General features: G+C 59.9%; 22 protein-coding genes. 8 read left to right on the top strand and 14 right to left on the bottom strand.

All coding sequences use genetic code 11. From position 1 onward, the window contains the following. Positions 1-362 precede the first annotated feature (362 nt). Positions 363-839, bottom strand: a complete 477-nt coding sequence (locus tag D8U18_RS04460) for a nuclear transport factor 2 family protein (RefSeq protein WP_056855276.1) — start codon at positions 837-839, stop codon at positions 363-365. Positions 840-894: 55 nt separating this feature from the next. Beyond that, positions 895-1,458, bottom strand: coding sequence for a TetR/AcrR family transcriptional regulator (locus D8U18_RS04455; RefSeq protein WP_056855277.1), 564 nt, complete (start codon positions 1,456-1,458; stop codon positions 895-897). A gap of 214 nt (positions 1,459-1,672) precedes the next feature. Here D8U18_RS04455 and pssA point away from each other — a divergent pair, with 214 nt between their 5' ends. The 7 genes from pssA (at position 1,673) to D8U18_RS04420 (ending at position 10,075) form a co-directional block, all read left to right on the top strand. Continuing rightward, complete coding sequence (gene pssA, locus D8U18_RS04450; protein ID WP_130907507.1) at positions 1,673-3,016, top strand: CDP-diacylglycerol--serine O-phosphatidyltransferase; 1,344 nt, start codon at positions 1,673-1,675, stop codon at positions 3,014-3,016. Positions 3,017-3,123: 107 nt separating this feature from the next. Continuing rightward, on the top strand, positions 3,124-4,140 hold the full coding sequence (locus D8U18_RS04445; protein WP_131107102.1) for an AraC family transcriptional regulator: 1,017 nt from the start codon (positions 3,124-3,126) through the stop codon (positions 4,138-4,140). Positions 4,141-4,394: 254 nt separating this feature from the next. Then, on the top strand, positions 4,395-6,059 hold the full coding sequence (locus D8U18_RS04440; protein WP_131107101.1) for an AMP-binding protein: 1,665 nt from the start codon (positions 4,395-4,397) through the stop codon (positions 6,057-6,059). A 16-nt stretch (positions 6,060-6,075) separates the two neighbouring features. Then, positions 6,076-6,837, top strand: coding sequence for an SDR family NAD(P)-dependent oxidoreductase (locus tag D8U18_RS04435; RefSeq protein WP_130907510.1), 762 nt, complete (start codon positions 6,076-6,078; stop codon positions 6,835-6,837). Positions 6,838-6,849: 12 nt separating this feature from the next. Beyond that, complete coding sequence (locus D8U18_RS04430; protein ID WP_130904809.1) at positions 6,850-8,043, top strand: acetyl-CoA C-acyltransferase; 1,194 nt, start codon at positions 6,850-6,852, stop codon at positions 8,041-8,043. 115 nt (positions 8,044-8,158) lie between these two features. After that, positions 8,159-9,286 carry an acyl-CoA dehydrogenase gene (locus D8U18_RS04425; protein WP_131107100.1) on the top strand — a complete coding sequence of 376 codons (1,128 nt, stop codon included), beginning with the start codon at positions 8,159-8,161 and terminating at the stop codon, positions 9,284-9,286. A gap of 15 nt (positions 9,287-9,301) precedes the next feature. Next, the gene (locus D8U18_RS04420) at positions 9,302-10,075 is read left to right on the top strand and encodes an enoyl-CoA hydratase (RefSeq protein WP_130907512.1); all 774 of its coding nucleotides are present in this window, start codon (positions 9,302-9,304) and stop codon (positions 10,073-10,075) included. A 177-nt stretch (positions 10,076-10,252) separates the two neighbouring features. Here D8U18_RS04420 and D8U18_RS04415 read toward each other — a convergent pair whose 3' ends face one another. The 3 genes from D8U18_RS04415 to D8U18_RS04400 all read right to left on the bottom strand — a co-directional run bounded on the left by D8U18_RS04415 (position 10,253) and on the right by D8U18_RS04400 (position 13,461). Beyond that, positions 10,253-11,404, bottom strand: a complete 1,152-nt coding sequence (locus D8U18_RS04415) for an acyl-CoA dehydrogenase family protein (protein ID WP_056855285.1) — start codon at positions 11,402-11,404, stop codon at positions 10,253-10,255. 3 nt (positions 11,405-11,407) lie between these two features. Then, positions 11,408-12,514 carry an enoyl-CoA hydratase/isomerase family protein gene (locus D8U18_RS04410; protein WP_056855286.1) on the bottom strand — a complete coding sequence of 369 codons (1,107 nt, stop codon included), beginning with the start codon at positions 12,512-12,514 and terminating at the stop codon, positions 11,408-11,410. A 239-nt stretch (positions 12,515-12,753) separates the two neighbouring features. Beyond that, entirely contained in the window at positions 12,754-13,461 is a 708-nt protein-coding gene (locus D8U18_RS04400; protein WP_056855287.1) for an HPP family protein, read from the bottom strand. Between the two features lie 336 nt (positions 13,462-13,797). Between D8U18_RS04400 and D8U18_RS04395 the strand changes: the two genes are divergently transcribed. Then, complete coding sequence (locus D8U18_RS04395) at positions 13,798-14,736, top strand: tyrosine-type recombinase/integrase (protein ID WP_056855288.1); 939 nt, start codon at positions 13,798-13,800, stop codon at positions 14,734-14,736. A gap of 4 nt (positions 14,737-14,740) precedes the next feature. Here D8U18_RS04395 and D8U18_RS04390 read toward each other — a convergent pair whose 3' ends face one another. The 9 genes from D8U18_RS04390 to D8U18_RS04350 form a co-directional block, all read right to left on the bottom strand. Then, positions 14,741-15,805 (bottom strand): ABC transporter ATP-binding protein, encoded by a 1,065-nt coding sequence (locus D8U18_RS04390; protein ID WP_130904812.1) that lies wholly within the window; start codon positions 15,803-15,805, stop codon positions 14,741-14,743. Beyond that, positions 15,802-17,352, bottom strand: coding sequence for an iron ABC transporter permease (locus D8U18_RS04385; protein WP_177434986.1), 1,551 nt, complete (start codon positions 17,350-17,352; stop codon positions 15,802-15,804). Before D8U18_RS04385 ends, D8U18_RS04390 begins: the two co-directional genes overlap by 4 nt. Positions 17,353-17,403: 51 nt before the next feature. Further along, complete coding sequence (locus D8U18_RS04380; RefSeq protein WP_131107099.1) at positions 17,404-18,417, bottom strand: iron ABC transporter substrate-binding protein; 1,014 nt, start codon at positions 18,415-18,417, stop codon at positions 17,404-17,406. A gap of 137 nt (positions 18,418-18,554) precedes the next feature. Continuing rightward, a complete protein-coding gene (locus D8U18_RS04375; protein WP_056855291.1) occupies positions 18,555-19,112 on the bottom strand; it encodes a PqiC family protein in 558 nt (185 codons plus the stop codon). Positions 19,113-19,129: 17 nt separating this feature from the next. Continuing rightward, positions 19,130-20,806, bottom strand: a complete 1,677-nt coding sequence (locus D8U18_RS04370) for an MlaD family protein (protein WP_131107098.1) — start codon at positions 20,804-20,806, stop codon at positions 19,130-19,132. After that, positions 20,787-21,443: a paraquat-inducible protein A gene (locus D8U18_RS04365; RefSeq protein WP_130904814.1), complete on the bottom strand. Its 657-nt coding sequence runs from the start codon at positions 21,441-21,443 to the stop codon at positions 20,787-20,789. The genes D8U18_RS04370 and D8U18_RS04365 overlap by 20 nt, the downstream gene beginning before the upstream one ends. Continuing rightward, positions 21,440-22,036 (bottom strand): paraquat-inducible protein A, encoded by a 597-nt coding sequence (locus D8U18_RS04360; protein ID WP_056855294.1) that lies wholly within the window; start codon positions 22,034-22,036, stop codon positions 21,440-21,442. Before D8U18_RS04360 ends, D8U18_RS04365 begins: the two co-directional genes overlap by 4 nt. A 174-nt stretch (positions 22,037-22,210) precedes the next feature. Beyond that, positions 22,211-23,512, bottom strand: coding sequence for an FAD-binding oxidoreductase (locus D8U18_RS04355; protein ID WP_131107097.1), 1,302 nt, complete (start codon positions 23,510-23,512; stop codon positions 22,211-22,213). Then, positions 23,509-24,597 carry a polyamine ABC transporter substrate-binding protein gene (locus D8U18_RS04350; RefSeq protein ID WP_131107096.1) on the bottom strand — a complete coding sequence of 363 codons (1,089 nt, stop codon included), beginning with the start codon at positions 24,595-24,597 and terminating at the stop codon, positions 23,509-23,511. The genes D8U18_RS04355 and D8U18_RS04350 overlap by 4 nt, the downstream gene beginning before the upstream one ends. Positions 24,598-24,767 lie beyond the last annotated feature (170 nt).

Genomic DNA, 24,767 nt, shown 5'->3' with positions numbered 1-24,767 from the left:
GTTCCCACGCAGAGCGTGGGAACGATCATTAAAGGGTCAGCAAGCTCGCGCCTGCATTTGGAGCGGCGTTTTCTGATCGTTCCCACGCTCTGCGTGGGAATGCCTCAAGGGACGCTCAGCGTTCCAATGGCACGCAAAGCGTCCCGGGCTGTGTTCCCACGCAGAGCGTGGGAACGATCATTAAAGGGTCAGCAAGCTCGCGCCTGCATTTGGAGCGGCGTTTTCTGATCGTTCCCACGCTCTGCGTGGGAATGCCTCAAGGGACGCTCAGCGTTCCAATGGCACGCAAAGCGTCCCGGCCTGTGTTCCCACGCAGAGCGTGGGAACGATCAATAGGCCACCGTGCTGGTTTGGAGCGGTGTTTACAAGCCCAGATCCGACAAGCCCGGGTGATCATCAGGGCGACGGCCCAGCGGCCAATGGAATTTGCGCTCGCTTTCCTTGATCGGCATGTCGTTGATGCAGGCAAAACGATGGGCCATCAATCCGTCCTCGTTGAACTCCCAGTTTTCGTTGCCGTAGGAGCGGAACCAGTTGCCAGAATCGTCGTGCCATTCATAGGCATAACGCACGGCGATGCGATTGTCGGTGAACGCCCACAGCTCCTTGATCAACCGATAATCCAGTTCCTTGGCCCACTTGCGCGTCAGAAAGCCTTTGGCTTCTTCTCGGTTGTAGGCGAACTCGGCGCGGTTGCGCCACCGAGTGTCCAGGGTGTAAGCCAGCGACACGCGCTCAGGATCGCGGGAGTTCCAGCCGTCTTCGGCGAGGCGGACTTTTTCGATGGCCGATTCACGGGTGAATGGCGGCAATGGCGGACGAACTTCGGCATTAGACATATCAAGTCTCCGTATACAATCAAGTTAAAACACGTTGTCGGGCTTGGTTAAGTTGTTACAGGTCCAATAACTTTCGCGCCATGCATTGCGCATTATCGGCGGCACTGTGATCACCCATGACAAGCGCCAAGGTAATGGCACCATCGATCAGGATCAGCAGCTGTCTGGCCAGACTCTGCGGATCCTTGGCACCATATTCGGTACACAGCTCGCACACGTAGTCGAGCAGCTTTTGTTTGTGGTCTTTGGCGACCAGCCGGACCGGGTCTTGCGGGTCGCCGGTTTCACCGCTGGTGTTAATGAACGCGCAGCCGCGAAAGCCTTCAGAGTCAAACCAGGACTTGAGCACGCTGAACAGATTGAGCAGGCGGTCCGCCGGGGTCCGGGCTTTGCCGACTTCAGTTCTGTACCAGTGCATCCAGCGTTCGTCACGGCGTTGCAGGGCGGCGACGACCAGCTCCTCCTTGTTGGCGAAGTAGCGGTAAATGCTCTTTCTGGAGACGCCGGCGGTTTTCACCAGAAGATCCATGCCAGTGGCAGCGATGCCACTTTTGTAGATCAACTTTTCGGTGACATCCAGAATGATGTCGCGTGTGTCATTGCTAGTGATTTCGTTCATGTGGCAAAGAGTAGAACGATCGTTCTTCTTGGTCAAATGTTTTTCCATTGCCCATAAAACCGCCATCGCTGGCAAGCCAGCTCCCACAGGGAAATGCGTTCAACCTGTGGGAGCTGGCTTGCCAGAGATAGCGTCATTATGGACACCCACAAGACCCGAGCCGATCCATGGTGTAAGCTCTCAAACTCTCTGGATTCGACCCATTGCGAGCCCTATGCCGTCGCTTTTCAAACGCTCCCTGCTGCCTAAACTGCGCAGTTTTCCGCTGACCGCCGATGCCGTCACCTTCCTCAGCGGCGCCGCCGAGTTCCGTCGTTGCCTGCTGGAAAAAATCGCCAGCGCCACCCAGCGTATCTATATCGTTGCGCTGTACCTGCAACAGGATGAGGCCGGCCAGGAAATACTCGATGCCTTGCACGCGGCCAAACTGGCGCGTCCGCAGCTGGACGTGGTGGTGGTCGTCGACTGGCTGCGCGCGCAGCGCGGTTTGATCGGTGCCGGCAAGCAACCGGGCAATTCGGCCTGGTATCAGGAGATGACCCGCACTCATGCCAGCGAAGTGCCGGTGTATGGCGTGCCGGTGCAAACCCGCGAGCTGTTCGGCGTGTTGCATTTGAAGGGCTTCATCATCGATGACTGCGTGATTTACAGCGGCGCCAGCCTGAACAACGTCTACTTGCACAAGCTCGACAAGTACCGCTACGACCGTTATCACCTGCTGCACAACCGTGCGCTGGCCGATTCCATGCACCACCTGGTTCAACACGGTCTGGTGGCTTCCAAAGCGGTGCATCGCCTCGACCTGCCGAACCTGCCGACCACCCGCAGCCTGCGCAATGACATCGGCGATCTGCGCAGCCGTCTCAAGCACGCTGCGTACGACACTACCCAGGGCTCCACGGACAAGAGCGGTCTGTCTGTCAGCCCGTTACTGGGCGTGGGCAAGAACAATCCGTTGAGCCGGGTGATTGGCGAGCTGATCGGCAGCGCCCAGCATCAACTGACCATCTGCACGCCATACTTCAACCTGCCATTGGCCGTAACCCGGGATATCAACCGGGCGCTGGCGCGGGGTGTGAAGATCGATATCGTGGTCGGCGACAAGACCGCCAACGATTTCTATATTCCACCGAGCGAACCGTTCAAAGTGATTTCGGCGCTGCCATATCTCTACGAGATCAGCCTGCGCCGATTCGCCAAGCGCCATCAGCGCAACATCGACAGCGGTCAGTTGAACCTGCATCTGTGGAAGGATGGCGACAACACCTACCATCTCAAAGGCATGTGGATCGACCAGCGTTACACCTTGCTGACCGGCAACAACCTCAACCCGCGAGCGTTTCGCCTCGATCTGGAAAACGCCTTGCTGATTGATGACCCAAAGGGCGAGTTGTTGGTGCCGCGCCGTGCGGAGTTGGCGCAGATTTTCCAGCACACCCGGCGCATCGAGCGTTTTGGGGACCTGGAAACATTGCCGGACTACCCGGCGGGGGTGGCGAAGTTTCTCAAGCGTGTGAGCCGGGTGAGGGTTGAGCGGTTGCTGTACCGCATTCTTTGAATGTGTGGCGTGGCCACTGGCGCAATCGCGAGCAGGCTCGCTCCTACAGGGGATGCAGTGCGCTAATATGCCCGCCATTCAAACAAGATCAGGGCTTGTCTCGCTCAATGTCCGAAAAAGACACCATCTCCATCCAACTGGTGCGTGAAGCGCTGTTGCAAAGTTGCGCCCCGGGCGTTTTGACCGACGAGGTGTTGCACAAGGTCGGCATCGAGCCGTTGTTGTTGAACAGCAGCACCGCACGGGTTCCCGCCACGGCGTACGCTCGACTTTGGCGATTGCTGGCGCGGCGCGGGGACGATGAGTTTTTCGGCATGGACCCGCGCAAGCTCAAGTCCGGCAGTTTCGAATTTCTGTGCCGCTGCGCCATGATTCAGCCGAATGTCGCGGCGGGCCTGACCAGCGGCCTGGGCTTTTTGTCTTTGATGCTCGAATGCATGCCCGCCGAGTTGGTGCGCCAGCAAAGCCTGGCGGAAATCGTACTGCTGGAAAACGATCACGAGCCGCGCCGCGCCTTTACCTATTTCACTTACTGGATGATCGTGCACGGCGTGGCGTGCTGGTTGGCGGGGCGGCGGATTCCGATCCTGGCCATCGAATTGCGCTGCCCCAGGCCGGACTTCTGTGATGACTATCAGGTGATGTTCTCCGAAAACCTGCGGTTCGACCGTCCACGCACGCGGATGATTTTCTCTGCCGATTGCCTCGATCTGCCGATCAAGCGTACAGCGGAAGAACTCAAACGCTTCCTGGCTCATGCGCCGGCCAACATCCTGGTCAAATATCGCGATCCGCAAAGCCTGGCCAGCCGTATCAAGCACGACCTGCGGCAATTGCCCGCCGAGCAATGGCCAGAAACCGAAGCGCTGGCACAACGCCTGTGCATGTCCGCTTCGACCCTGCGGCGCCGCTTGGCCGAAGAAGGTCAGACGTATCAAGCGCTCAAGGACAGCGTGCGCAAGGAACTGGCGATTGTCTGGCTGGCCGAGCCGAGCATCAGCTTCGCCGAGATTGCCACACGGCTGGGTTTTGCCGATGCGAGTTCGTTCTACAAGGCGTTTCGCAAGTGGTCGGGGTCCAATCCGGGTCATTATCGGAGTTTGATTCTCAACGAAGCGAGCTAGACACTGATCGTTCCCACGCTCTGCGTGGGAATGCCTCAACGGACGCTCCGCGTTCGGCTTTGGATGGGACGCAGAGCGTCCCGGGGTGCATTCCCACGCGGAGCGTGGGAACGATCATTGCGCCAGGTGGGATCTTGGCCAAACCAGTCAAGCAACTTGATAACTTTGACCATTGCCCCGCACACCGTGCAGAGCGAGTATTTCCCTGTTGTTTACGGTTCCCCCAACCAATAAAAAACAAAGGGATTCTGGCAATGCGCGATTACTTGTCTGCTGTTTCACAGTTCGATTATCAGCACACCGTCGACGCTGCACTCGCGGGCGATCTGACCGCCCTCAATGCCTGCGTCGAATGTTGCGACCGGCATGCGTTGCCCGGGCGGATCGCATTGTTTTGGGAGGGACGCGACGGCGCCAGCGCCACGTACACCTTCACCGATCTGCAAGACAAAGCCGCGCGCTTTGCCAATTTCCTGTTGGCCCAAGGCGTAAAAAAAGGCGACAAGGTCGCCGGCCTGTTGCCACGTAACATCGAATTGCTCATTACCGTGTTTGCCACCTGGCGCATTGGCGCGGTCTACCAGCCGCTGTTCACCGCGTTCGGCCCCAAAGCCATTGAACACCGCCTCGGCTGCTCCGGCGCCAAAGTGGTGGTCACCGACGCGGTCAATCGCTCAAAACTCGCCGAAGTCGCCGAATGCCCGACCATCGTCACCGTCGCAGGCGCAAAAGGCCAAGGCATCGTACGGGGCGATTTCAGCTTCTGGGCCGAACTGGCCAACTATTGCAACGATTGCGAACCGGTGATGCTGAGCGGCGAAGACCCGTTCCTGCTGATGTTCACCTCCGGCACCACCGGCCCGTCGAAAGCGCTGTCGGTACCCCTGAAGGCCATCGTCGCGTTCCAGAGCTACACCCGCGACGCCGTGGATCTGCGGCCCGAAGACGCATTCTGGAACGTTGCCGACCCGGGTTGGGCCTACGGCATCTATTTCGGTGTCACCGGGCCGATGTCGATGGGGCATCCGATCACGTTTTACGATGGCCCGTTCACCCTCGAAAGCACCTGCCGTGTCATCAACAAATACGGCATCACCAATCTCACCGGCTCGCCGACCGCTTATCGTCTGTTGATCGCCGGCGGTGATGAGTTCGCCAAGTCGATCAAGGGCAAGCTGCGTATCGTCAGCAGCGCCGGTGAGCCGTTGAACCCGGAAGTGATCCGCTGGTTCGCCGATCAGCTTGGCGTGGTCATTCATGACCACTACGGCCAGACCGAACTGGGCATGGTGCTGTGCAACCACCACGCACTGGAACATCCGATCCACATGGGCGCCGCCGGTTTTGCCTCGCCGGGTCACCGCATCGTGGTGCTCGATGATGAATACAACGAACTGGGTGTCGGCCAGCCGGGCATTCTGGCGATCGACCGGACCCAGTCGCCGATGTGCTGGTTCGCCGGCTATGAAGACGCGCCGACCAAGGCCTTCGTCGGCCATTACTACTTGAGCGGCGACACCGTCGAGTGGAATCCGGATGGCAGCATCAGCTTCGTCGGCCGTAGCGATGATGTGATCACCACTTCAGGCTACCGCGTCGGCCCGTTCGACGTGGAAAGCGCGCTGATCGAACACCCGGCGGTGGTCGAAGCCGCGGTGGTCGGCAAGCCCGATCCGGAACGCACTGAGCTAGTCAAAGCCTTCGTCGTGCTCAGCGCGCAATATCGTGCCGCGCCGGAGTTGGCCGAAGAGCTGCGCCAACATGTACGCAAGCGCCTGGCGGCGCACTCGTACCCCCGTGAAATCGAATTTGTCAGCGAGTTGCCGAAAACCCCAAGCGGCAAATTGCAGCGCTTTATCTTGCGCAACCAGGAAATCGCCAAGGCTCAAGAGGCCGCGGCGAAGAACGTTTCAGCTTGAATCCAAGGAAACAATGATGCAGATCCAAAACAAGGTTTTTCTCGTCACTGGCGGCGCGTCCGGCCTCGGTGCCGCCACCGCTGAAATGCTGGTCGCCGCCGGCGCCAAGGTGATGCTGGTGGACATGAACGCCGAAGCTGTCGCGGCGCAGGCCCAGCGCCTGGGCGCGCAAAGTGTGGTCGCGGACATCAGCAACGAAGCAGCGGCTGAAGCGGCGGTGCAGGCCACGGTCAAAACCTTCGGCGGCCTCAACGGTCTGGTCAACTGCGCCGGCATCGTGCGTGGCGAGAAGATCCTCGGCAAAAACGGTCCGCACGCGCTGTCCAGTTTCAGCCAGGTGATCAACGTCAACCTGATCGGCAGCTTCAACATGCTGCGCCTGGCCTCGGCGGCGATTGCCGAAACCGAAGCGGACGCCGATGGCGAGCGTGGCGTGATCATCAACACTGCGTCTGCTGCGGCATTCGACGGCCAGATCGGTCAGGCGGCGTACTCGGCATCCAAGGGGGCGATTGTCAGCCTGACCTTGCCGGCCGCACGGGAGCTGGCGCGCTTCGGCATCCGGGTGATGACCATCGCTCCGGGCATTTTCGAGACGCCGATGATGGCCGGCATGACCCAGGAAGTGCGCGATTCCCTGGCGGCTGGCGTGCCGTTCCCGCCGCGCCTGGGCAAACCTGCCGAGTACGCATCACTGGTCCGGCATATCATTGAAAACAGCATGCTCAATGGCGAGGTGATCCGTCTCGACGGTGCCTTGCGCATGGCCGCGAAATAAGGAGGATTTGTCATGAGCCTTTCCAACGATCCAATCGTCATCGTCAGCGCTGTCCGCACCCCGATGGGTGGCTTTCAGGGCGAACTGAAAAGCCTGACCGCGCCGCAACTCGGCGCGGCCGCGATCAAAGCCGCTGTGGAGCGCGCCGGTGTCGCCAGCGATGCCGTCGATGAAGTTTTATTTGGCTGCGTACTGCCAGCCGGTCTCGGCCAGGCCCCGGCACGCCAGGCGGCGCTGGGCGCCGGGCTGGATAAATCCACTCGCTGCACCACCCTCAACAAAATGTGCGGCTCGGGTATGGAAGCGGCCATCCTCGCTCACGACATGCTGGTCGCCGGCAGCGCCGAAGTGGTCATCGCCGGGGGCATGGAAAGCATGTCCAATGCGCCGTACCTGCTCGACCGTGCCCGCAGCGGCTATCGCATGGGCCATGGCAAGGTGCAGGACTCGATGTTCCTCGACGGCCTGGAAGACGCCTACGACAAGGGCCGCCTGATGGGCACTTTTGCCGAAGACTGCGCCGAAACCAACGGCTTCAGCCGTGAAGCCCAGGACGCCTTCGCCATTGCCTCGACCACTCGTGCGCAACAGGCGATCAAGGACGGCAGCTTCAAGGACGAAATCGTTCCGCTGACCGTCATGGTGGGCAAAGAACAGGTGACGATCAGCAATGACGAGCAACCACCGAAGGCCAAGCTGGACAAGATCGCCTCGCTGAAACCGGCGTTCCGGGACGGTGGTACGGTCACGGCGGCGAACTCCAGTTCGATCTCCGACGGTGCGGCGGCGCTGGTGCTGATGCGCCGTTCCGAAGCTGACAAGCGTGGTTTGAAACCGTTGGCGGTGATCCACGGTCACGCGGCGTTTGCCGACACGCCGGGCCTGTTCCCGGTGGCACCGATTGGCGCCATCAAGAAACTGATCAAGAAGACCGGCTGGTCGCTCAATGAAGTGGACTTGGTGGAAGTCAACGAAGCCTTCGCCGTCGTCGGCATGGCCGCAATGACCCATCTGGAAATCCCCCACGAGAAACTCAACGTGCACGGCGGCGCTTGTGCTTTGGGCCACCCGATCGGTGCGTCCGGCGCGCGCATTCTGGTGACGTTGCTTTCGGCCCTGCGCCAGAAAGGCCTGAAGCGTGGCGTTGCGGCCATCTGCATCGGCGGCGGCGAAGCTACGGCAATGGCTGTGGAATGCCTGTACTAACGCCGCCCCTGTAGGAGCAGGGCTTGCCCGCGATAGCGATCTCAAGGACGCCATCGCGGGCAAGCCATGCTCCTACAAGAGCAGGGTGCATTCAGGCTCAAATCAAGGATTCATCATGATTCCCAATGACGACCAACAACAAATTCGCGACATGGCCCGGCAATTTGCCGAGGAACGGCTTAAACCGTTCGCCGCCGAGTGGGACCGTGAGCACCGTTTCCCCAAGGAAGCCATCGGCGAGATGGCCGAACTGGGCTTCTTCGGCATGCTGGTGCCGGAGCAGTGGGGCGGTTGCGACACCGGTTACCTGGCCTACGCCATGGCCCTGGAAGAAATCGCCGCCGGCGACGGTGCCTGCTCGACCATCATGAGCGTGCACAACTCGGTCGGTTGCGTGCCGATCCTGCATTACGGCAACGATGAACAGAAAGAACGCTTCCTCAAGCCTTTGGCCAGCGGCGCAATGCTTGGCGCGTTTGCACTGACCGAACCCCAGGCCGGCTCAGACGCCAGCGGCTTGATAACCCGCGCCAAATTGAACGGCGATCACTACGTGCTTAACGGCTGTAAACAGTTCATCACCTCCGGGCAGAACGCAGGCGTGGTGATTGTGTTTGCGGTGACTGATCCTGCAGCCGGCAAGCGCGGCATCAGCGCATTCATCGTGCCCACCGATTCGCCGGGCTACAAAGTCGCGCGGGTCGAGGACAAGCTCGGCCAGCATGCGTCGGACACCTGCCAGATTCTCTTCGAAGACGTAAAAGTCCCGCTAGCCAACCGCCTGGGTGAAGAGGGCGAGGGCTACAGGATCGCCTTGGCCAACCTCGAAGGCGGACGCGTCGGTATCGCCTCGCAATCAGTGGGCATGGCCCGCGCCGCGTTCGAAGCGGCCCGCGATTACGCCCGTGAGCGCGAGAGTTTCGGCAAACCGATCATCGAACACCAGGCTGTCGCGTTCCGCCTGGCGGACATGGCAACCCAGATCGCTGTAGCGCGGCAAATGGTGCATTACGCCGCTGCCCTGCGTGACAGCGGCAAACCGGCGCTGGTCGAAGCGTCGATGGCCAAGTTGTTCGCCTCGGAAATGGCCGAAAAAGTCTGCTCCTCGGCGTTGCAAACCCTGGGCGGTTACGGTTATTTGAACGACTTCCCGCTGGAGCGGATCTATCGCGACGTGCGGGTGTGTCAGATCTACGAAGGCACCAGCGATATTCAGCGCATGGTCATTTCGCGCAATCTTTGAAGAAGGAACCACTCCGTGAGCTACGAAACCATTTTGCTGGAAACCCATGGCCGCGTCGGCCTGATCACCCTCAACCGCCCGCAAGCGCTGAACGCCTTGAACGCGCAGATCGTCAGCGAGCTGAACCATGCCCTCGATGGCCTGGAAGCCGATTCGAACATCGGTTGCATCGTGCTGACCGGCTCGAAAAAGGCTTTTGCTGCCGGTGCCGACATCAAGGAAATGGCTGAGCTGACCTATCCGCAGATCTACCTCGACGACCTGTTCAGCGACAGCGACCGCGTGGCCAACCGGCGCAAGCCGATCATCGCTGCGGTGAATGGCTTCGCCTTGGGCGGTGGCTGTGAACTGGCGTTGATGTGCGATTTCATTCTGGCCGGCGACAACGCCAAATTCGGTCAGCCGGAAATCAACCTCGGCGTTCTGCCGGGTATGGGCGGCACCCAGCGCCTGACCCGCGCCGTGGGCAAGGCCAAGGCCATGGAAATGTGCCTGAGCGGGCGTTTGATCGATGCGGTGGAAGCGGAGCGTTGCGGCATCGTGGCGCGCATCGTGCCGAGCGATGAGCTGCTGGACGAAGCGCTGAAAGTCGCGGCATTGATCGCCAAGAAGTCGTTGCCGATTGCGATGATGGTCAAGGAAAGCGTCAACCGCGCCTTCGAAGTGAGCCTGTCCGAAGGCGTGCGTTTTGAGCGTCGGGTGTTCCATGCGGCGTTTGCGACGCAGGATCAGAAGGAAGGGATGGCGGCGTTCATTGCCAAGCGTGAGGCTGAGTTCGTCGGCAAGTAATGCGGCGTTCTTGCTGACGTCATCGCTGGCAAGCCAGCTCCCACATGATGTAGCACCGATCGTTCCCACGCTCTGCGTGGGAATGCCGACCGGGACGCTCCGCGTTCCTTCGCAAGCGCGACGCAGAGCGTCACCGGATGCATTCCCACGCAGAGCGTGGGAACGATGATCAGGACTTCACACCAGGTAGTTCTTCAGTTCGCGGGCGATGACCATCCGCTGAATCTCGCTCGACCCTTCATAGATCTGCGTGATTCGCGCATCCCGGTAATACTTCTCGACCGGGTAATCCTCCAGATAGCCATAGCCGCCGTGAATCTGAATCGCTGACGAACAGACTTTCTCGGCCATTTCCGAAGCAAACAGCTTGGCTTGCGAAGCCTCGGACAGACAAGGCTTGCCCGCGGTGCGCAGGCGAGCGGCATGCAGGATCATCAACCGTGCGGCATTGAGTTGCATGTGCATGTCCGCCAGCAAGTTGGCGATGCTCTGGTGCTCGATGATCGGCTTGTCGAACTGCACCCGGTCGCGGGCGTAAGCCAGTGCCGCTTCAAAGGCGGCGCGTGCGATGCCCAGCGCTTGGGCGGCAATGCCGATGCGGCCGCCTTCAAGGTTGGACAGGGCGATGGCCAGGCCTTTGCCGCGCTCACCCAGCAGGTTGGCTTCGGGGATGGTGCAGTTATTGAGCGTGACGGCGCAGGTGTCGGACGCGCGAATGCCCATTTTGTGCTCGGTGCGGTCGACGATAAAACCGGCGGTGTCGGTCGGCACCAGGAATGCCGAAATGCCGCGCTTGCCCAGATCCGGATCGGTCACCGCAAACACGATCGCCAGTTTGGCCCGTTTGCCGTTGCTGACGAATTGCTTGGCGCCGTTGATTACCCAATGGCCATCGCGCAGTTCGGCACGGGTGCGCAGGTTGTGCGCTTCGGAGCCAGCCTGGGGTTCGGTGAGGCAAAAGCAGCCGATAGTCTGGCCGCTGGCCAGATCCGCCAGCCAGGTTTGCTTCTGTTGTTCAGTGCCGTAGTTGAGCACCGGCCCGCAGCCCACCGAGTTGTGGATGCTCATGAAGGCGCCGGTAGCGCCGTCGCCGGCAGAGATTTCTTCTACCGCCAACGCATAAGCCACGTAGTCGACATAGGTGCCACCCCATTCCTCGGGGACCACCATGCCGAGCAGGCCCAATTCACCCATTTTCGCGACCAGACCGTCATCGATCCAGCCGGCCTTTTCCCAGGCTTGTGCGTGAGGCGCGATTTCACCACGGGCAAAATCCCGGGCCATGTCGCGGATCATGACCTGCTCTTCTGTCAATTCGAGATCGTGCATGGCTCAGCTCCCGCTCTCATCAAAACCATTGAAAAAACTCGCCACGTGTTCGGCGTCCAGCGCCTGCAAGGTGGGCGGGTTCCAGCGCGGATTCTTGTCTTTGTCGATCAGCAAGGCACGCACGCCTTCGATCAGGTCGCCGCGCTCGAACCACTGGCGGTCCAGGTGCAGCTCAAGGGCGAAGCATTGTTCGAGGCTCAGGCGGCGACCGCGCCGCAGCATTTCCAGGGTCACGCCCATGGCCAGCGGCGAACGGGTTTGCAACAGGTCGGCGGTGGCGGTGGCCCACTCGTGGCTATCAGCGACCGTTACTTCGCGCATTTGCTCAACCATACTCGGCACGTCGGGCAGGGCGAAGAAATGGTCGATGGCCGGGCGTAAAGTTGCCAATGGCGCATCTGGCAATTGTTGCACGGCGAGTTTCGCCAGCAGGCCCTGGAGGTCTTTGAGTGGGGTGTCGCGCCACTCCAGCTGATCGAGTTTTTCATCCAGCGTGGTCAGTTTGCTGCTGTCCAGATACCAGTCGGCCAAACCGCAATACAGCGCATCGGCAGCCCGGATCTGCACGCCGCTGACCCCCAGGTAAATCCCCAGTTCGCCGGGAATGCGCGGCAGGAAGTAACTGCCGCCGACGTCCGGGAAATAACCGATACCGACTTCCGGCATCGCCAGGCGGCTTTTCTCGGTGACCACTCGCAGATCGGCGCCTTGCACCAGGCCCATGCCGCCACCGAGGACGAAACCGTCCATCAAGGCCAGCACGGGTTTGCGGTAATGGTGAATCGCCAGGTCGAGGGCGTACTCCTCGACGAAGAATTCTTCGTGCAGGGTGTCGCCGTTCTTGAAGCTGTCGTACAGCGAACGAATATCGCCACCGGCACAGAAAGCTTTTTCGCCGGCACCGCGAAGAACCACCGCATGCACCTGTGGATCACCGGCCCAGGCATCGAGCTGGCGGTGCAGGTTGCGCACCATGTCCAGGGTGATGGCATTGAGGCCTGCGGGGCGGTTGAGGGTCAGATGGCCGATGTGGTTGCGTACTTCGGCCAGCACTTCATTTTGCATGGCTTCCATGGACTGCGGTCCATTCGATGTAACCTGAGCAGTCATCACTAACTCCCTGCTTTTATTGTTCTTTATTAGAGAAGCTCGCGCGCGAGCGATGCAAGATCGTAACAGTGCAAATTTGTGATGTACAACCGGGATATGTGCAGGTTTTATCTGCACAAATGCATGGCGAGAACGCAATACCCTGCAGGAGCGAGCCTGCTCGCGATGAGGCCCTGCCAGTCAACATCGATGCTCAATGGCAGACCGCTTTCGCGAGCCTCGCTCCTGCAGGGATTTCATCAGGCGCTACGGCTCAACACCTCACCAATACTGCGCCGCTTGGCATGCAGTTCACTGGCATGGATCAGCTGTTCGAGGTCTTCGGGGGTGACGTCGAAGAACGCTTCCATCTCGGCCAGGGCCAGTTTCAGGTCCTGGGCGGTAATGGCTTGGGTCTCCACGGGCGTGTGATCGGCAGGAATCACTGCCACGGGCTCGGCGGCACGCTTGGGGTAACGGATACGGGTGAGGTTGTTGTAAGCCAGGGCGCTGAGCAACATGATCGACGCGCCGAGCATCACCGGACCCAGCGCTTTCCAGTCCATGGCAATGGTTGCCGGATCGGCCAGAACCAGGGTCAGCGCCAATGCGCCGGCGGGTGGATGCAGGCAACGCAGCCAGCACATCAGGATTAACGCCATGCCGGCCGCCAGACAGGCGCTGCCCAATGTCCGCCCCAGCACATGAGCGACCAGCAGCGATATCACACCCGCGCTCAGATAACCGCCGATGATCGACCACGGCTGGGCCAATGCACCGGAAGAAACGGCGAACAGCAACACCGCCGATGCGCCCAGCGGCCCGATCAGATGTTGCGCCACTTCGATGCCAAACACCTGACCACACAGCCAAACGCTGAGCAGCGTTCCCAAGGCCATGCCGATGGCAGCACGACTCCATTCCGTTGGGCGGGTGTTGATGGCGGCAGGCAACCAGCGAGCGAACATGATGTGGTGGTTTCCAATAACAAAATTCGAGGAAAAAAAAAGGCTTATCTGGGATAGCCAGAAAGCCCTTGAAGTTGTTCCAACTATTGGGGGAGGAACGCCGACAGTGTGCCGATCATTACTGATGCTGACAAATTCATATTAATGAAGCTTCAGTTCATTAATTCTGATGTAAAGCAATGCGCCCGCCACGCACGAAACACAGGTATTGCAGCCACCGCCAGGACAGTGGCCTTTATCGGCGGTATTTGACTTTATCGGCCATGACCGGCAGCGTAACGGCCCTCTTTGTCTGCACACCGTTTGTAGCGATTTCTTTTATCAAGGCCGTTTCGTTTGACTGACTTACCTGTTGCTGATTCAAGTACGCCCAAGACCAACCCGCTGACTCTCTATCTGGCGCGATTGGCGCCCTCCAGCCAACTGACCATGCGCTATGTGTTGCAGGACGCCGCCGATCGCCTGGGCTTCGATGAAGTGAACATCGAAGAGATTCCCTGGCACAACCTGCAACCCGAAGACGTCATTGCCCTGGTCGCGACGCTGCGCACCGATGGGTACGCACCGAACACCTCTTCGCTGTACGTCAATGCCGTGCGCGGGGTGATGAACGAGGCTTGGCGCATGAGCCTGATCAGTCAGGAACATCTGCTGAAGATGCGTTCGGTCAAGGGCATTGCCGGCACGCGCCTGTCCCAGGGCCGCAATCTGCGGCGCACGCTGATTCAGGAACTGATGGAAGTCTGCGCCGCCGATCCCCGGCCGCAGGGCCTGCGGGACGCGGCGATCATCGGGATTTTATACGGCTCGGGCATGCGCAAGTCGGAATCGGTCAACCTCGACCTGAACCAGGTCGACTTCGCCGAGCGCAGCCTGCGGGTGACGGCCAAGGGCAACAAGCAATTGATCAAGTACGCCCCGGCGTGGGCTTTCGCTAAACTGGACGCCTGGCTGGAGCTGCGTCGCTCGATGCTCAAGGAAGGCGAACAGGATGACCCGTTCCTGTTCAATCGAATCCGTCGCGGCAGCCATATCACCCGCGAACGCATCACCAAACATGCGATTTACTACATCGCCAGGCAGCGCGGAACGCAAGTCGGGGTGAAAATCATGCCCCATGATTTCCGCCGCTCGTTCATTACTCGGGTGATTGAAGAGCACGATCTGTCGATCGCCCAGAAACTCGCTCATCACAGCAACATCCAGACCACCGCCAACTACGATGTGCGCGATGACAACGAGCGGCGGCGGGCGGTGGATCGCTTCGATCTGTGAGCCTTCAGCTCAGTACGTGAGCATGGCCGATGGTCGAGATGTGAACGGCGCTGCCGGCCGGTGGGGCGTACATGCCCGAGCTGCGCACCAGCAATGATCGGCCGGGTTGTTCGCTGGTGATCAATGGCTGCAACTGCACTGTCAGCGTGCAGGTGTTGCCGCTGAAATCCCGGTCGGTGACCACCGCACGGCATCCGGAAATTTCCGTGTCGCTGGGCAGCAGGCTGGCCACTTGCAATTGCTCGGGCCGCAGCATGATTTGCGCCGTGCTGTTGTTGCGGTGATTGTTGACCGGAATTCGCCCCAGATCGCAGTGTGCCCAACCGGCTTCGATGCGTGCCGGCATGACCACGGCATCACCGAGAAAAAGCGCGGTCTGCTCGTCTTCGGGATAGCGGTAAAGATCCAGTGGATGCCCCGACTGTACCAGGCGACCGTTACGCATCACCGCCAATTGATCGGCAAAGGACAGGGCTTCGCTCTGGTCGTGGGTGACCAGGATCGTGGTCACGCCGGCATCGTCGAGCAAGCGCGCGACCATCTTGCGCATGGCCGAACGCAATCCGGTATCCAGCGCGGAAAAGGGTTCATCCAGCAACATCAGCCGAGGCTGTTGCGCCAGTGCCCGTGCCAGGGCTACCCGTTGCTGCTGACCACCGGACAACTCGTGGGGCCAGCGTTCGGCCATGCGCGAGTCCAGGGCCACGCTGTCCATCAACTGCGCCACGCGCTGCTGTTTTTCATTGCCCTTGGTCGACAAGCCAAAGCCGATATTGGCCGCCACCGTCATGTGCGGGAACAGTGCGCCGTCCTGGGGAACATAGCCAATCAGGCGTTGATGCGCCGGTACCTCGTGGGTGCTGTCGACCAGGGTCTGACCGTTCAGCGACAGGCGTCCGCTGTCAGGAAATTCGAAACCGGCGATCATGCGCAGCAAGGTGGTCTTGCCGGAGCCCGAGGGGCCGACAATCACCGTGCGACTGCCGCTGGGCACGGACAGGCTGACGTCGTCCAGCGCACGATAGGCGCCGTAGGTTTTGTTCAGGGAATGCAGTTCAAGCGTGTTCATCGGCCAGCCGTTTTTTTCGATTGGTGATAAAGAAGTCCGGTCAACGGTAGCGACAGCACAATCATCAGCAACGCGTACGGCGCCGCGGCGGCGTAGTCGATTTCGCTGGTCATGGCCCAGAACCCGGTGGCCAATGTGCGTGTGCCGTTGGGGGCGAGCAGCAGGGTAGCGGTCAATTCGTTGGTGATCGCCAGAAAAACCAGTGCTGCCCCGGCGGCGGCACCCGGTGCCGCCAGCCGCAAGGTAATCAGCCACAGCGCGCGGGCAGGGGAGCGGCCGAGGCTGCGGGCGATGTTTTCCAGTTCCACCGGCGCCTGGGCGATACCGGCACGCAGGCTCACCAATGCGCGGGGCAGGAACATCAACAGATAAGCCAGCAGCACGGTGATGGTGGTCTGATAGATCGGCCGTGCGAAATGGATGGTGACGGTCACCAATGCCAGTGCAACGACAATGCCCGGCAATGAGCTGGTGATGTAGTTGCAGCTTTCGAGGACGCGTTGCATTCGTCCGGGATAGCGAATCGACAGCCAGGCAATCGGGATCGCAGCGCACGTGGTCAGGGCGGCGCCGCCGACGCCGAACAACAGGGTCTGCTCCAGTGCCGGCAGCAGTTCGGCCATGTCCCACACTTGCGAGCCTCCGGCAATCAGCCAGTTGCCCAACGTCAGCAGCGGTACGCCCAATGCCAGCAGGCAGGTAACCCCCTGCAAAGCCAATCCGAGTGCAGTCGACGGCTTGCGCAGGCAAACGATCCGCTGCTCACGGGCACTGCCCGAGCCGACACGAGCATAGCGCGCGGTGCCACGCGCTGCCGACTCAGCGGTGAGCATCGCCAGGCAACACAACGCAAGCACGCTGGCCAGCATGTGGGCAGCAGGCCCGTTGAAGGTGGATTTGAACTGATCGAAGATCGCCGTGGTGAACGTGTCGAAGCGGATCATCGCGTACAGCCCGTACTCGGCCAACAGATGCAGCCCGACCAACAATGCGCCACCGCAAATGGCCAGGCGTAACTGCGGCAGCACCACGCGGAAAAACACCGCCCAAGGCTTGAGCCCCATTGACTCGGCCACGTCTTCGATGGCCGGATCGAGGCGGCGCAGGGTGGCGGCAACCGGCAGGTACAGGAACGGGAAATAGGCGATGACCGAGACCAGCACCCCGGCAAACAATCCGTGAATCGGCGGCACCAGGCTGACCCAGGCATAACTGTGGACGAAAGCCGGCACCGCCAACGGCGCCGTGGCCAGTAATGACCACCAGCGGCGCCCCGGCAGATTGGTGCGTTCTGTCAGCCAGGCCAGCGTGACCCCGAGCGCCACGCACAGGGGAATGGTCAGCAACACCAGCAACACGGTGTTAACCAGCAATTCGCCCACCCGCGGCCGGAAAACCAGGGTGACCACCGTAGACCAGCCTGTCTGCAAGGACACGCCGATGACATAGGCAATCGGCAGCAACGCCAATAACGAAACCAGCACCGACAAACCGATCACCCACGGGCCGCCACGGCTCGCGAACGTGCCGCGAGATCGTCGGCGCAGATTGGCGGGAACGGCGTCAGTCACTCCCGCCGGCAGGGTTTCAGGTATCAATTAGAGCAGTCCCGCCTGAGTCATCAGTTCCACGGCTTTTTTGCTGTCAAGTTTCGAAGCATCGACAGTTGGCGCATCGAGCTGCTGCAAAGGCATCAATTTCGGGTTGGATTGAGCGTTCTTGCCCACGGCGTATTCAAACGATTTGCCGTCCTTGAGGATGGCCTGGCCGTCCTGGCCGGTGATCCATTTGAGGAACGCCTGGGCTTGTTCCTTGTGCTTGCTCGACGCCAGGACGCCGCCGCCGGAAATGCTGACAAAAGCACCCGGATCCTTGTGTTTGAAGTAGTGCAGGGCGGTGTTCTTGCTGTTTTCGCCGGTCTTGGCCTGGTCGACGAAGCTGTAATAGTGATAGATCACGCCGCTGTCGATCTGCCCGGCATTCACCGCTTTGAGCACCGAACTGTTGCCCCGATACGCGGTGAAATTGGTTTTCATCGCCTTGAGCCATTCGAGGGTTGCGGCTTCGCCTTTTTGTTCCAGCATCGCGGCGACAATCGCCTGGAAGTCGGCGCCGCCCGGTGAAGCGCCCCAGCGACCTTTCCAGGCCGGGGCGGCCAGATCCATGATCGATTTGGGCAGGTCGGCGTTCGGCAGTTTGCTCGGGTTATAGACGAACACGGTTGAACGCGCGGCGATTCCGATCCATTTGCCATGGGCTGGACGGTAAGCGGCGTCGACTTGTTCAAGCGTGGCTTTGTCGACGGGGGCGAACAAACCGGCGTTATCGACCAGCACCATGGCCGGCGAGTTCTCGGTCAGAAACACATCGGCCGGTGAATCGGCGCCTTCCTGGACGATCTGATTACCCATCTCGGTGTCATCGCCGTTGCGCAGGGTCACCGGAATCCCGGTTTCCTGAGTAAACCCTTCAACCCAAGCCTTCGTCAGGCTTTCGTGCTGCGCGTTGTAAACTACGATGCCGACGGAATCGGCTGCGTATACATGACCTGCGCTGACAAGAGCGCTGGCGAGCAAGGCTTTTTTCAGAAAAGACGGGACGCGGAAAATCATGCTTTAGCAGCTCCTTTTAATATTTTCGAGCAAACAGATTCGACAAGATAGACGTCGATTATTGTAGATCAATAGGAATCATTTGCATGTTTGCGGCGCGGCAAATGTAATGCCTGAAATGAGAAAAATTCGTCAACTCATGGGTTTGATGGACAACCTTTTTGTGACCCGGAGGCAGCCTGGCTGATCACCGCGGCCAAGCGTTTGACGTTGTTTTGCTGAGCGGCTACCAACTCATCGATGGACGAACCGGAAGGCGTCTGCAAAGTGCTGCGACAACTCAACAGGGTGTTTTCATCGCCATTGGCGCCCCGCAGGCGCCACTTCACATCGATCAACCCGTACTGACCCGGAATCGAATCGAAGCGTTGCACCTCCAGCCTCACCGATATTCTGCGTTGCGGGTTGTTGTTGACCATCTGGTCGAGCAGGGCGCTGCGCAGTTCATCCACCAGGCTGGCGCCCCACCATTGGGTTTCAAGAATGGCCATGCCTGTATTGCCTTCGCGCACCACGATCTGTGGACGATCCACTTGCGGCGGCACGGTAAGACCTTCGATCTGGATGTCCGTCGTGGTCCTGGTATTGCCGGACAGTTGCGCCGGCGTCAGGGTGTGAAACTGGATCGGATCGCTGCGGCAGGCGGTGAGCAAAGACAACGCGACGACCAGGGTCATTTTCATTGGAAAAGCCATGGGTGTTACTCCTGTAGTCATTTGCTCGGTGGTCCTTGCAGATCAATGGGGGCGGCGTTGTTCGGGCGGCCACGAATCAGCGATTCCGGATGGCGACCCAGATAATCAGTGAGGTCGCGCAAGGACCGCGACGTACGTCCGAGTTCTTCCAGGGTCTGGCCCAGTTGCTCGCGTTGCGGCGAATCATCGGCCAGGGTCGAGTTGGCCGATTTCAGCGTCGTTTCGGCGGACTGCAGCGTCTTGCTGACGGCCGACAAGGTGGTTTGAACCCCTGGCAATGTCTTGCTGTTGAACTGCCCCAGGGTTTTGCGCAATTCCACCAGATTGCCGTCCAGGTTGCCGGCAATGCTCTCCACCGGCAGTTTGTTGATCTTGTCGACCATGGCTTCGAGTTTTTCCTGCAATTGCTCCAGGCTACCCGGAACGGTCGGGATGGTGACCGGGCGGGCCGTGGGATCGAATGCCACTTTTTCCGCTTTGGGGTAGAAGTCCAGGGCGATGTACAATTGACCGGTCAACAGGTTGCCGGTGCGCGCCTGCGCACGCAGGCCGTTCTCGATGAACGTACCCATCAGGCGCACACCGGCGGCTTCGTCGTTGGGGTCGTGCTTGAGCGCAGTGAGCATTTTTATGTGTGCCTGGCCCAGACGCTGTGGGTAGATCACGATGCCGACATTGAGTGGGAAGGTGCGTTTCTTGGCATCGAAATCCAGATTGACGGAGACCACTCTGCCGAATTCAATACCGAGAAATTCCACCGGCGCATCGACCTTGAGCCCACGCAGTGCCTGATCGAAGCGCAAGGCCAGGTATTGCGGCTTGCCGCTGGGTGGGGCGAGGGCGGTTTGCTGGTCGTCGAACAGCTCGTAGGCATACTGCTCGGGGGCGGGCTTGTCATTGGGGCTGTATTCAGGTGCGCGGAAGGCAATGCCGCCGACCAGAATCGAGGACAAGGATTCGGTCTTCACCGCAAAACCGTTGGCTCCGACGTTCACGTCAATCCCGCTGGCGTTCCAGAATCGGGTGTTCTCGGTGACGTATTGATCGTTGGGCGAGTGGATGAACAGTTCGATGTTCACGCCTTTTCCGTCCGGATCCAGCGCGTAGGCCACCACCTGGCCGACCGGAATCTTGCGGTAGTAGACCGGGGAACCGATATCCAGTGAGCCCAGGTCCTGGGTATGCAGGGTGAAACGCTTGCCCGGTTCGCCATAGGTGATCGGCGGCGGGTTCTCCAGGCCAGTGAAGTTTTTTGCACGTTTCTTGGCCTGGCCGATATCGGCACCGATGTAATCGCCGGACAGCAACGTATCGATCCCTGACACCCCGCCCGCTCCGATACGCGGTCTGACTACCCAGAACTGTGAGTCCTCGCGGGTGAAGCTCTCGGCCTGCTTGGCCAGTTTGATGGTGGCGTTGACGCTTTTCTGATCGTTGCTCAGTTCTACATCCGAGACGTGACCGATCACCACGTTGCGGTATTTGACCTCGGTCTTGTTGGCGGTCAGGCCGCTACCGGTCTTGAAGGTGACAACGATGGTCGGTCCCTCCTGAAGGATACTGTGCACCACCAGCGAAATACCCACCAGTACTGCGACGATCGGCACGATCCACACCAGCGAAATGCTGAAACGCCGGGTTTTTATCGGGGCCTGCCCTGGGGCACGTGATTCGTCAGTGATTTGCGACTGCATCCGTGACCTCCTGATTGTGAGGAACTTTCCTTGCGTTATCCCAAATCAAACGCGGGTCGAAACTCATCGCCGACAGCATCGTAAATACCACCACCAGACCAAAGAAAAGAATGCCCGGGCGCGGTTCTATATCGGCCAGGGCTTGAAATTTCACCAGCGACGCCACCAGGGCCACCACGATCACATCGAGCATCGACCAGTAACCGATGACTTCGACGAAACGAAACAGCTTCGACCGCTCCTTGCGCGCCCAGTCGCTGTCACGCTGCACGGTGATCAACAGCAATGTGATTGCGCCGAACTTGACGCCCGGCACGGCGATACTGGCGATGAAAATGATCAGCGCAATGTCCCAGGCGCCAGCTTCCCAGAACTCCAGGACGCCGCTCATGATCGTGCTGTCGGCGCCGTTGCCGACCATTTTTGTATTCATCACCGGCAGCAGATTGGCCGGGATGTAAAACACCAGGGCCGCAATCATGAAAGCCCAGGTCCGGGTCAACGAGTTGGTTTTGCGGCGATGCAGCGGGGCGCCGCAACGTTCGCATTCGTGGGGGTTGTCGGACACGTCGCACGCCAGGCCGCAGGTGTGGCACAGGCAAAGATTGAGGTCGTCGGCAACCGGAGGGGTGGTCATTGGATGTCCCATAGTTCGCGGATATCACGGCCGGCAATACGGATCATCATCAGGCTGAGGATGGCCAAGGCAAACAAACCGATGCCGGGTAGCACGTCCAGCAGCCCGGCGAGTTTGATCACCGCGACCATGGCTCCGAGCAGACACACTTCCAGCATGCTCCAGGGCCTGAGGGTTTCCAGCCAGCGCATGCAGAACTTGAACGCCGGTGAGCGTCTGTTGCCCAGTGCAAAACTCAAGACCCAGATCAGCAGGAGCAGCTGGATGATGGGCGCGATGATCATCGCGATCGCTGCCACCAGGGCGATGAATGTGATGGGGCCCAGACTCAGGGCCAGGACCGAATCCCAGAGCGTCGCGCTGTTCTTCAGCCCTTTGAGGCTGATGCTCATGACGGGATAGAAGTTAGCGAAAATCCATAACATCAATGCGGTGAAGGTCAACGCAAGACGCTGCTCTACCGTAAGGCCGTTATAGCGCTGAAGCACGCCGCCGCAGCGCGTACACAGGGTTTTCTGATGTTTGGCGAGCGTCGTTTTTTCGTACACGCAATCACAGTGCTCGCAAATGATCAGTTGATCAGTAGATGCCATGGGCCAGGCTCGACAGAGAGCGGGAAAGAATGAGCACATCCTTAATATAGAAGCGACTTGCAATTGAGCAAATTGAAAGGCTGCACAACGGCATGGATAGACGGGGAAGGGCGTAGAACGTTTATGGGAGCGAACGGATTCGCTCCCACCGGGAAGCTCGCCAGGCCGGGTGGATCAGCCCAGCATTTCGCGCATCCGATACCAGAGCATGCCGAGCGCCAGCAACGGGGAGCGCAGGGCGCGGCCGCCGGGGAAGGTCATGTGTGGCACGGCGCTGAACACGTCGAAACCTTTGCTGTGGCCCGCATGGATCGCTTCGCCCAGCAGTTTCGCGCACCAGTGGGTGACGTTCAGGCCATGACCGGAATAACCCTGGGCATAGAACACATTCGGGTGCTGGTTCAAACGGCCGACCTGCGGGAAACGATTGGCAGTGATGCCGATCATGCCGCCCCACTGGTAATCGATGCGCACGTGCGCCAGTTGCGGGAACACCTTGAGCATCTGTGGACGCATATAGGCGGCGATATCTGCCGGATCGCGCCCGGAATAGTGGCAGGCACCGCCGAACAGCAGGCGTCGGTCTGCCGAGAGCCGGTAGTAATCCAGGCCAACCTTTTGGTCGCACAGCGCCAGATTGTGCGGGATCAGTTGCCGGGCCGCGTCTTCGGGCAACGGTTCGGTGGCGATGATGTAGCTGCCGGCCGCAAGCACTTTGCCGCTGAGTTTCGGCTCCAGTTCTTCAAGATGCGCATTGCAGGCAAGCACCAGACTGCCGGCACGCACCGTGCCCCCGGCACAGCGAACCTGCACGGTGCTGCCATGGATCAGCTCCAGCACCGGGCTCTGCTCGAAGATTTGCACGCCAAGGGATTGCGCGAGCCTCGCTTCACCCAGCACCAGATTCAACGGGTGCAGGTGACCTGAGCCCATGTCGATCAGTCCGCCGGCATATACGCCCGAATCAACCACGTGCTGACGAATCTGACCGGGCTCGATCAGGCGGGTTTCGTGGGCGTACGCCGATGCCTTGAGGTGTGCGTATTCAGCCTTCAATCCGGCAAACTGCGCCGGGGTGTTGGCCAATTCGCAGAAACCCCAGCGTAGGTCGCAGTCGATGCCGTGCTCACGGATGCGATTACCCACCACTTGCACAGACTCCGTCCCTGCGTGCTCCAGATAACGCACGCCTTCGGCGCCGATATGTTTGGCGAAGCCACTGACATCGTGGCCGATGCCGCGGATCAATTGCCCGCCATTGCGTCCGCTGGCACCCCAGCCAATCCGGCGCGCCTCCAGCACAATCACCGAAAGGCCGCGTTGGGCCAGTTCGATGGCGGTGTTGATACCGGTGAAACCAGCGCCGATCACGCAAACGTCGGCTTCCAGGTCGGCAGTCAGCTCAGGACGATTTGCCATGCCGTGGGCCGAAGCGGCGTAATACGAGTGAGTATGTTCCCGGGTGTACTGGTTCATTTGTTGGACTTCACTTTGCTCCAGGAGCGGGTCATCAGGCGCATGATCGACTGCGGCGGGGTGGTGGAGATGTAGAGTTTGTCGAGCACCGCCTGAGGCGGGTAAACCTCGGGATTGTTGACCAGGTCCGGGTCCATGTACTGCTTGGCGGCCGGGTTCGGGTTGGCGTAACCGACCGAGGCACTGACTTTGGCGATCACCTGTGGGTCGAGCAGGTAGTTGATGAAGGCGTGGGCTTCTTTGGGGTTGCTGGCATCGGCGGGAATCGCCAGCAGGTCGAACCACAGGTTGGCGCCTTCCTTGGGGATGGCATACGCGATGTTGACGCCGTTGTTGGCTTCCTTGGCGCGGTTGGCGGCCTGGAACACATCGCCCGAGTAGCCGAAGGCTACGCAGATGTCACCGTTGGCCAGGTCAGAGACATATTTGGACGAATGAAAATAGGTGATGTACGGACGGATGCTCAGCAGCTTGGCTTCGGCTTTTTTGAAGTCCTCGGGGTTCTCGCTGCGCGGATCCATGCCCATGTAGTTCAGCACGGCGGGGAACACTTCATCGGCCGAATCCATCATCGACACGCCGCACGCGCTGAGTTTCTTGATGTTCTCCGGTTCGAACAGCATGGCCCAGGAGTCGATCCTGTCGATGCCCAGCACAGCCTTGACCTTGTCGACGTTGTAGCCGATGCCGTTGGTGCCCCACAGGTACGGCACCGAATGCTCATTGCCCGGATCGTTTTTCTCCAGTAGTGCCAGCAGTTTCGGATCGAGGTTCTGGTAGTTCGGCAGTTGTTCGCGGTCCAGTTTGAGGAACGCTCCGGCCTTTACCTGGCGAGCGAGGAAGTGGTTGGACGGCACCACCACGTCATAGCCGGTGCGCCCGGCGAGCAATTTGCCTTCCAGGGTTTCGTTGGAGTCGAAGACGTCATAGATCACCTTGATCCCGGTTTTGGCCTGGAAGTCGGCGAGGGTGGTTTCGCCGATGTAGTCGGTCCAGTTATAGACGCTGACCTGGGGCTGAGCCTGGGCCACGGCGCTGAACAGGACCATCAGCGCGGTCGGGACCATGGATTTCAATAGACGCATATCGATACCTTCTTGGAATTATTGGATTGTTCAGGTGATTCATGGCCCCTGTGGGAGCGGGCTTGCCCGCGATGGCGGCGCATCAGTCGACAAAGATGGTGAATGTGCCGGCCTCATCGCTGGCAAGCCAGCTCCCACAGGGGAATGTTGATCGTTCCCACGTTCCGCGT

It is taken from the genome of Pseudomonas sp. Sample_10, assembly GCF_004321495.1.
In the GTDB taxonomy this organism is placed as follows: Bacteria; Pseudomonadota; Gammaproteobacteria; order Pseudomonadales; family Pseudomonadaceae; genus Aquipseudomonas.
The sequence above is the reverse complement of the archived record's forward strand: the minus strand, read 5'-3'. Positions and strand labels throughout refer to the sequence as shown.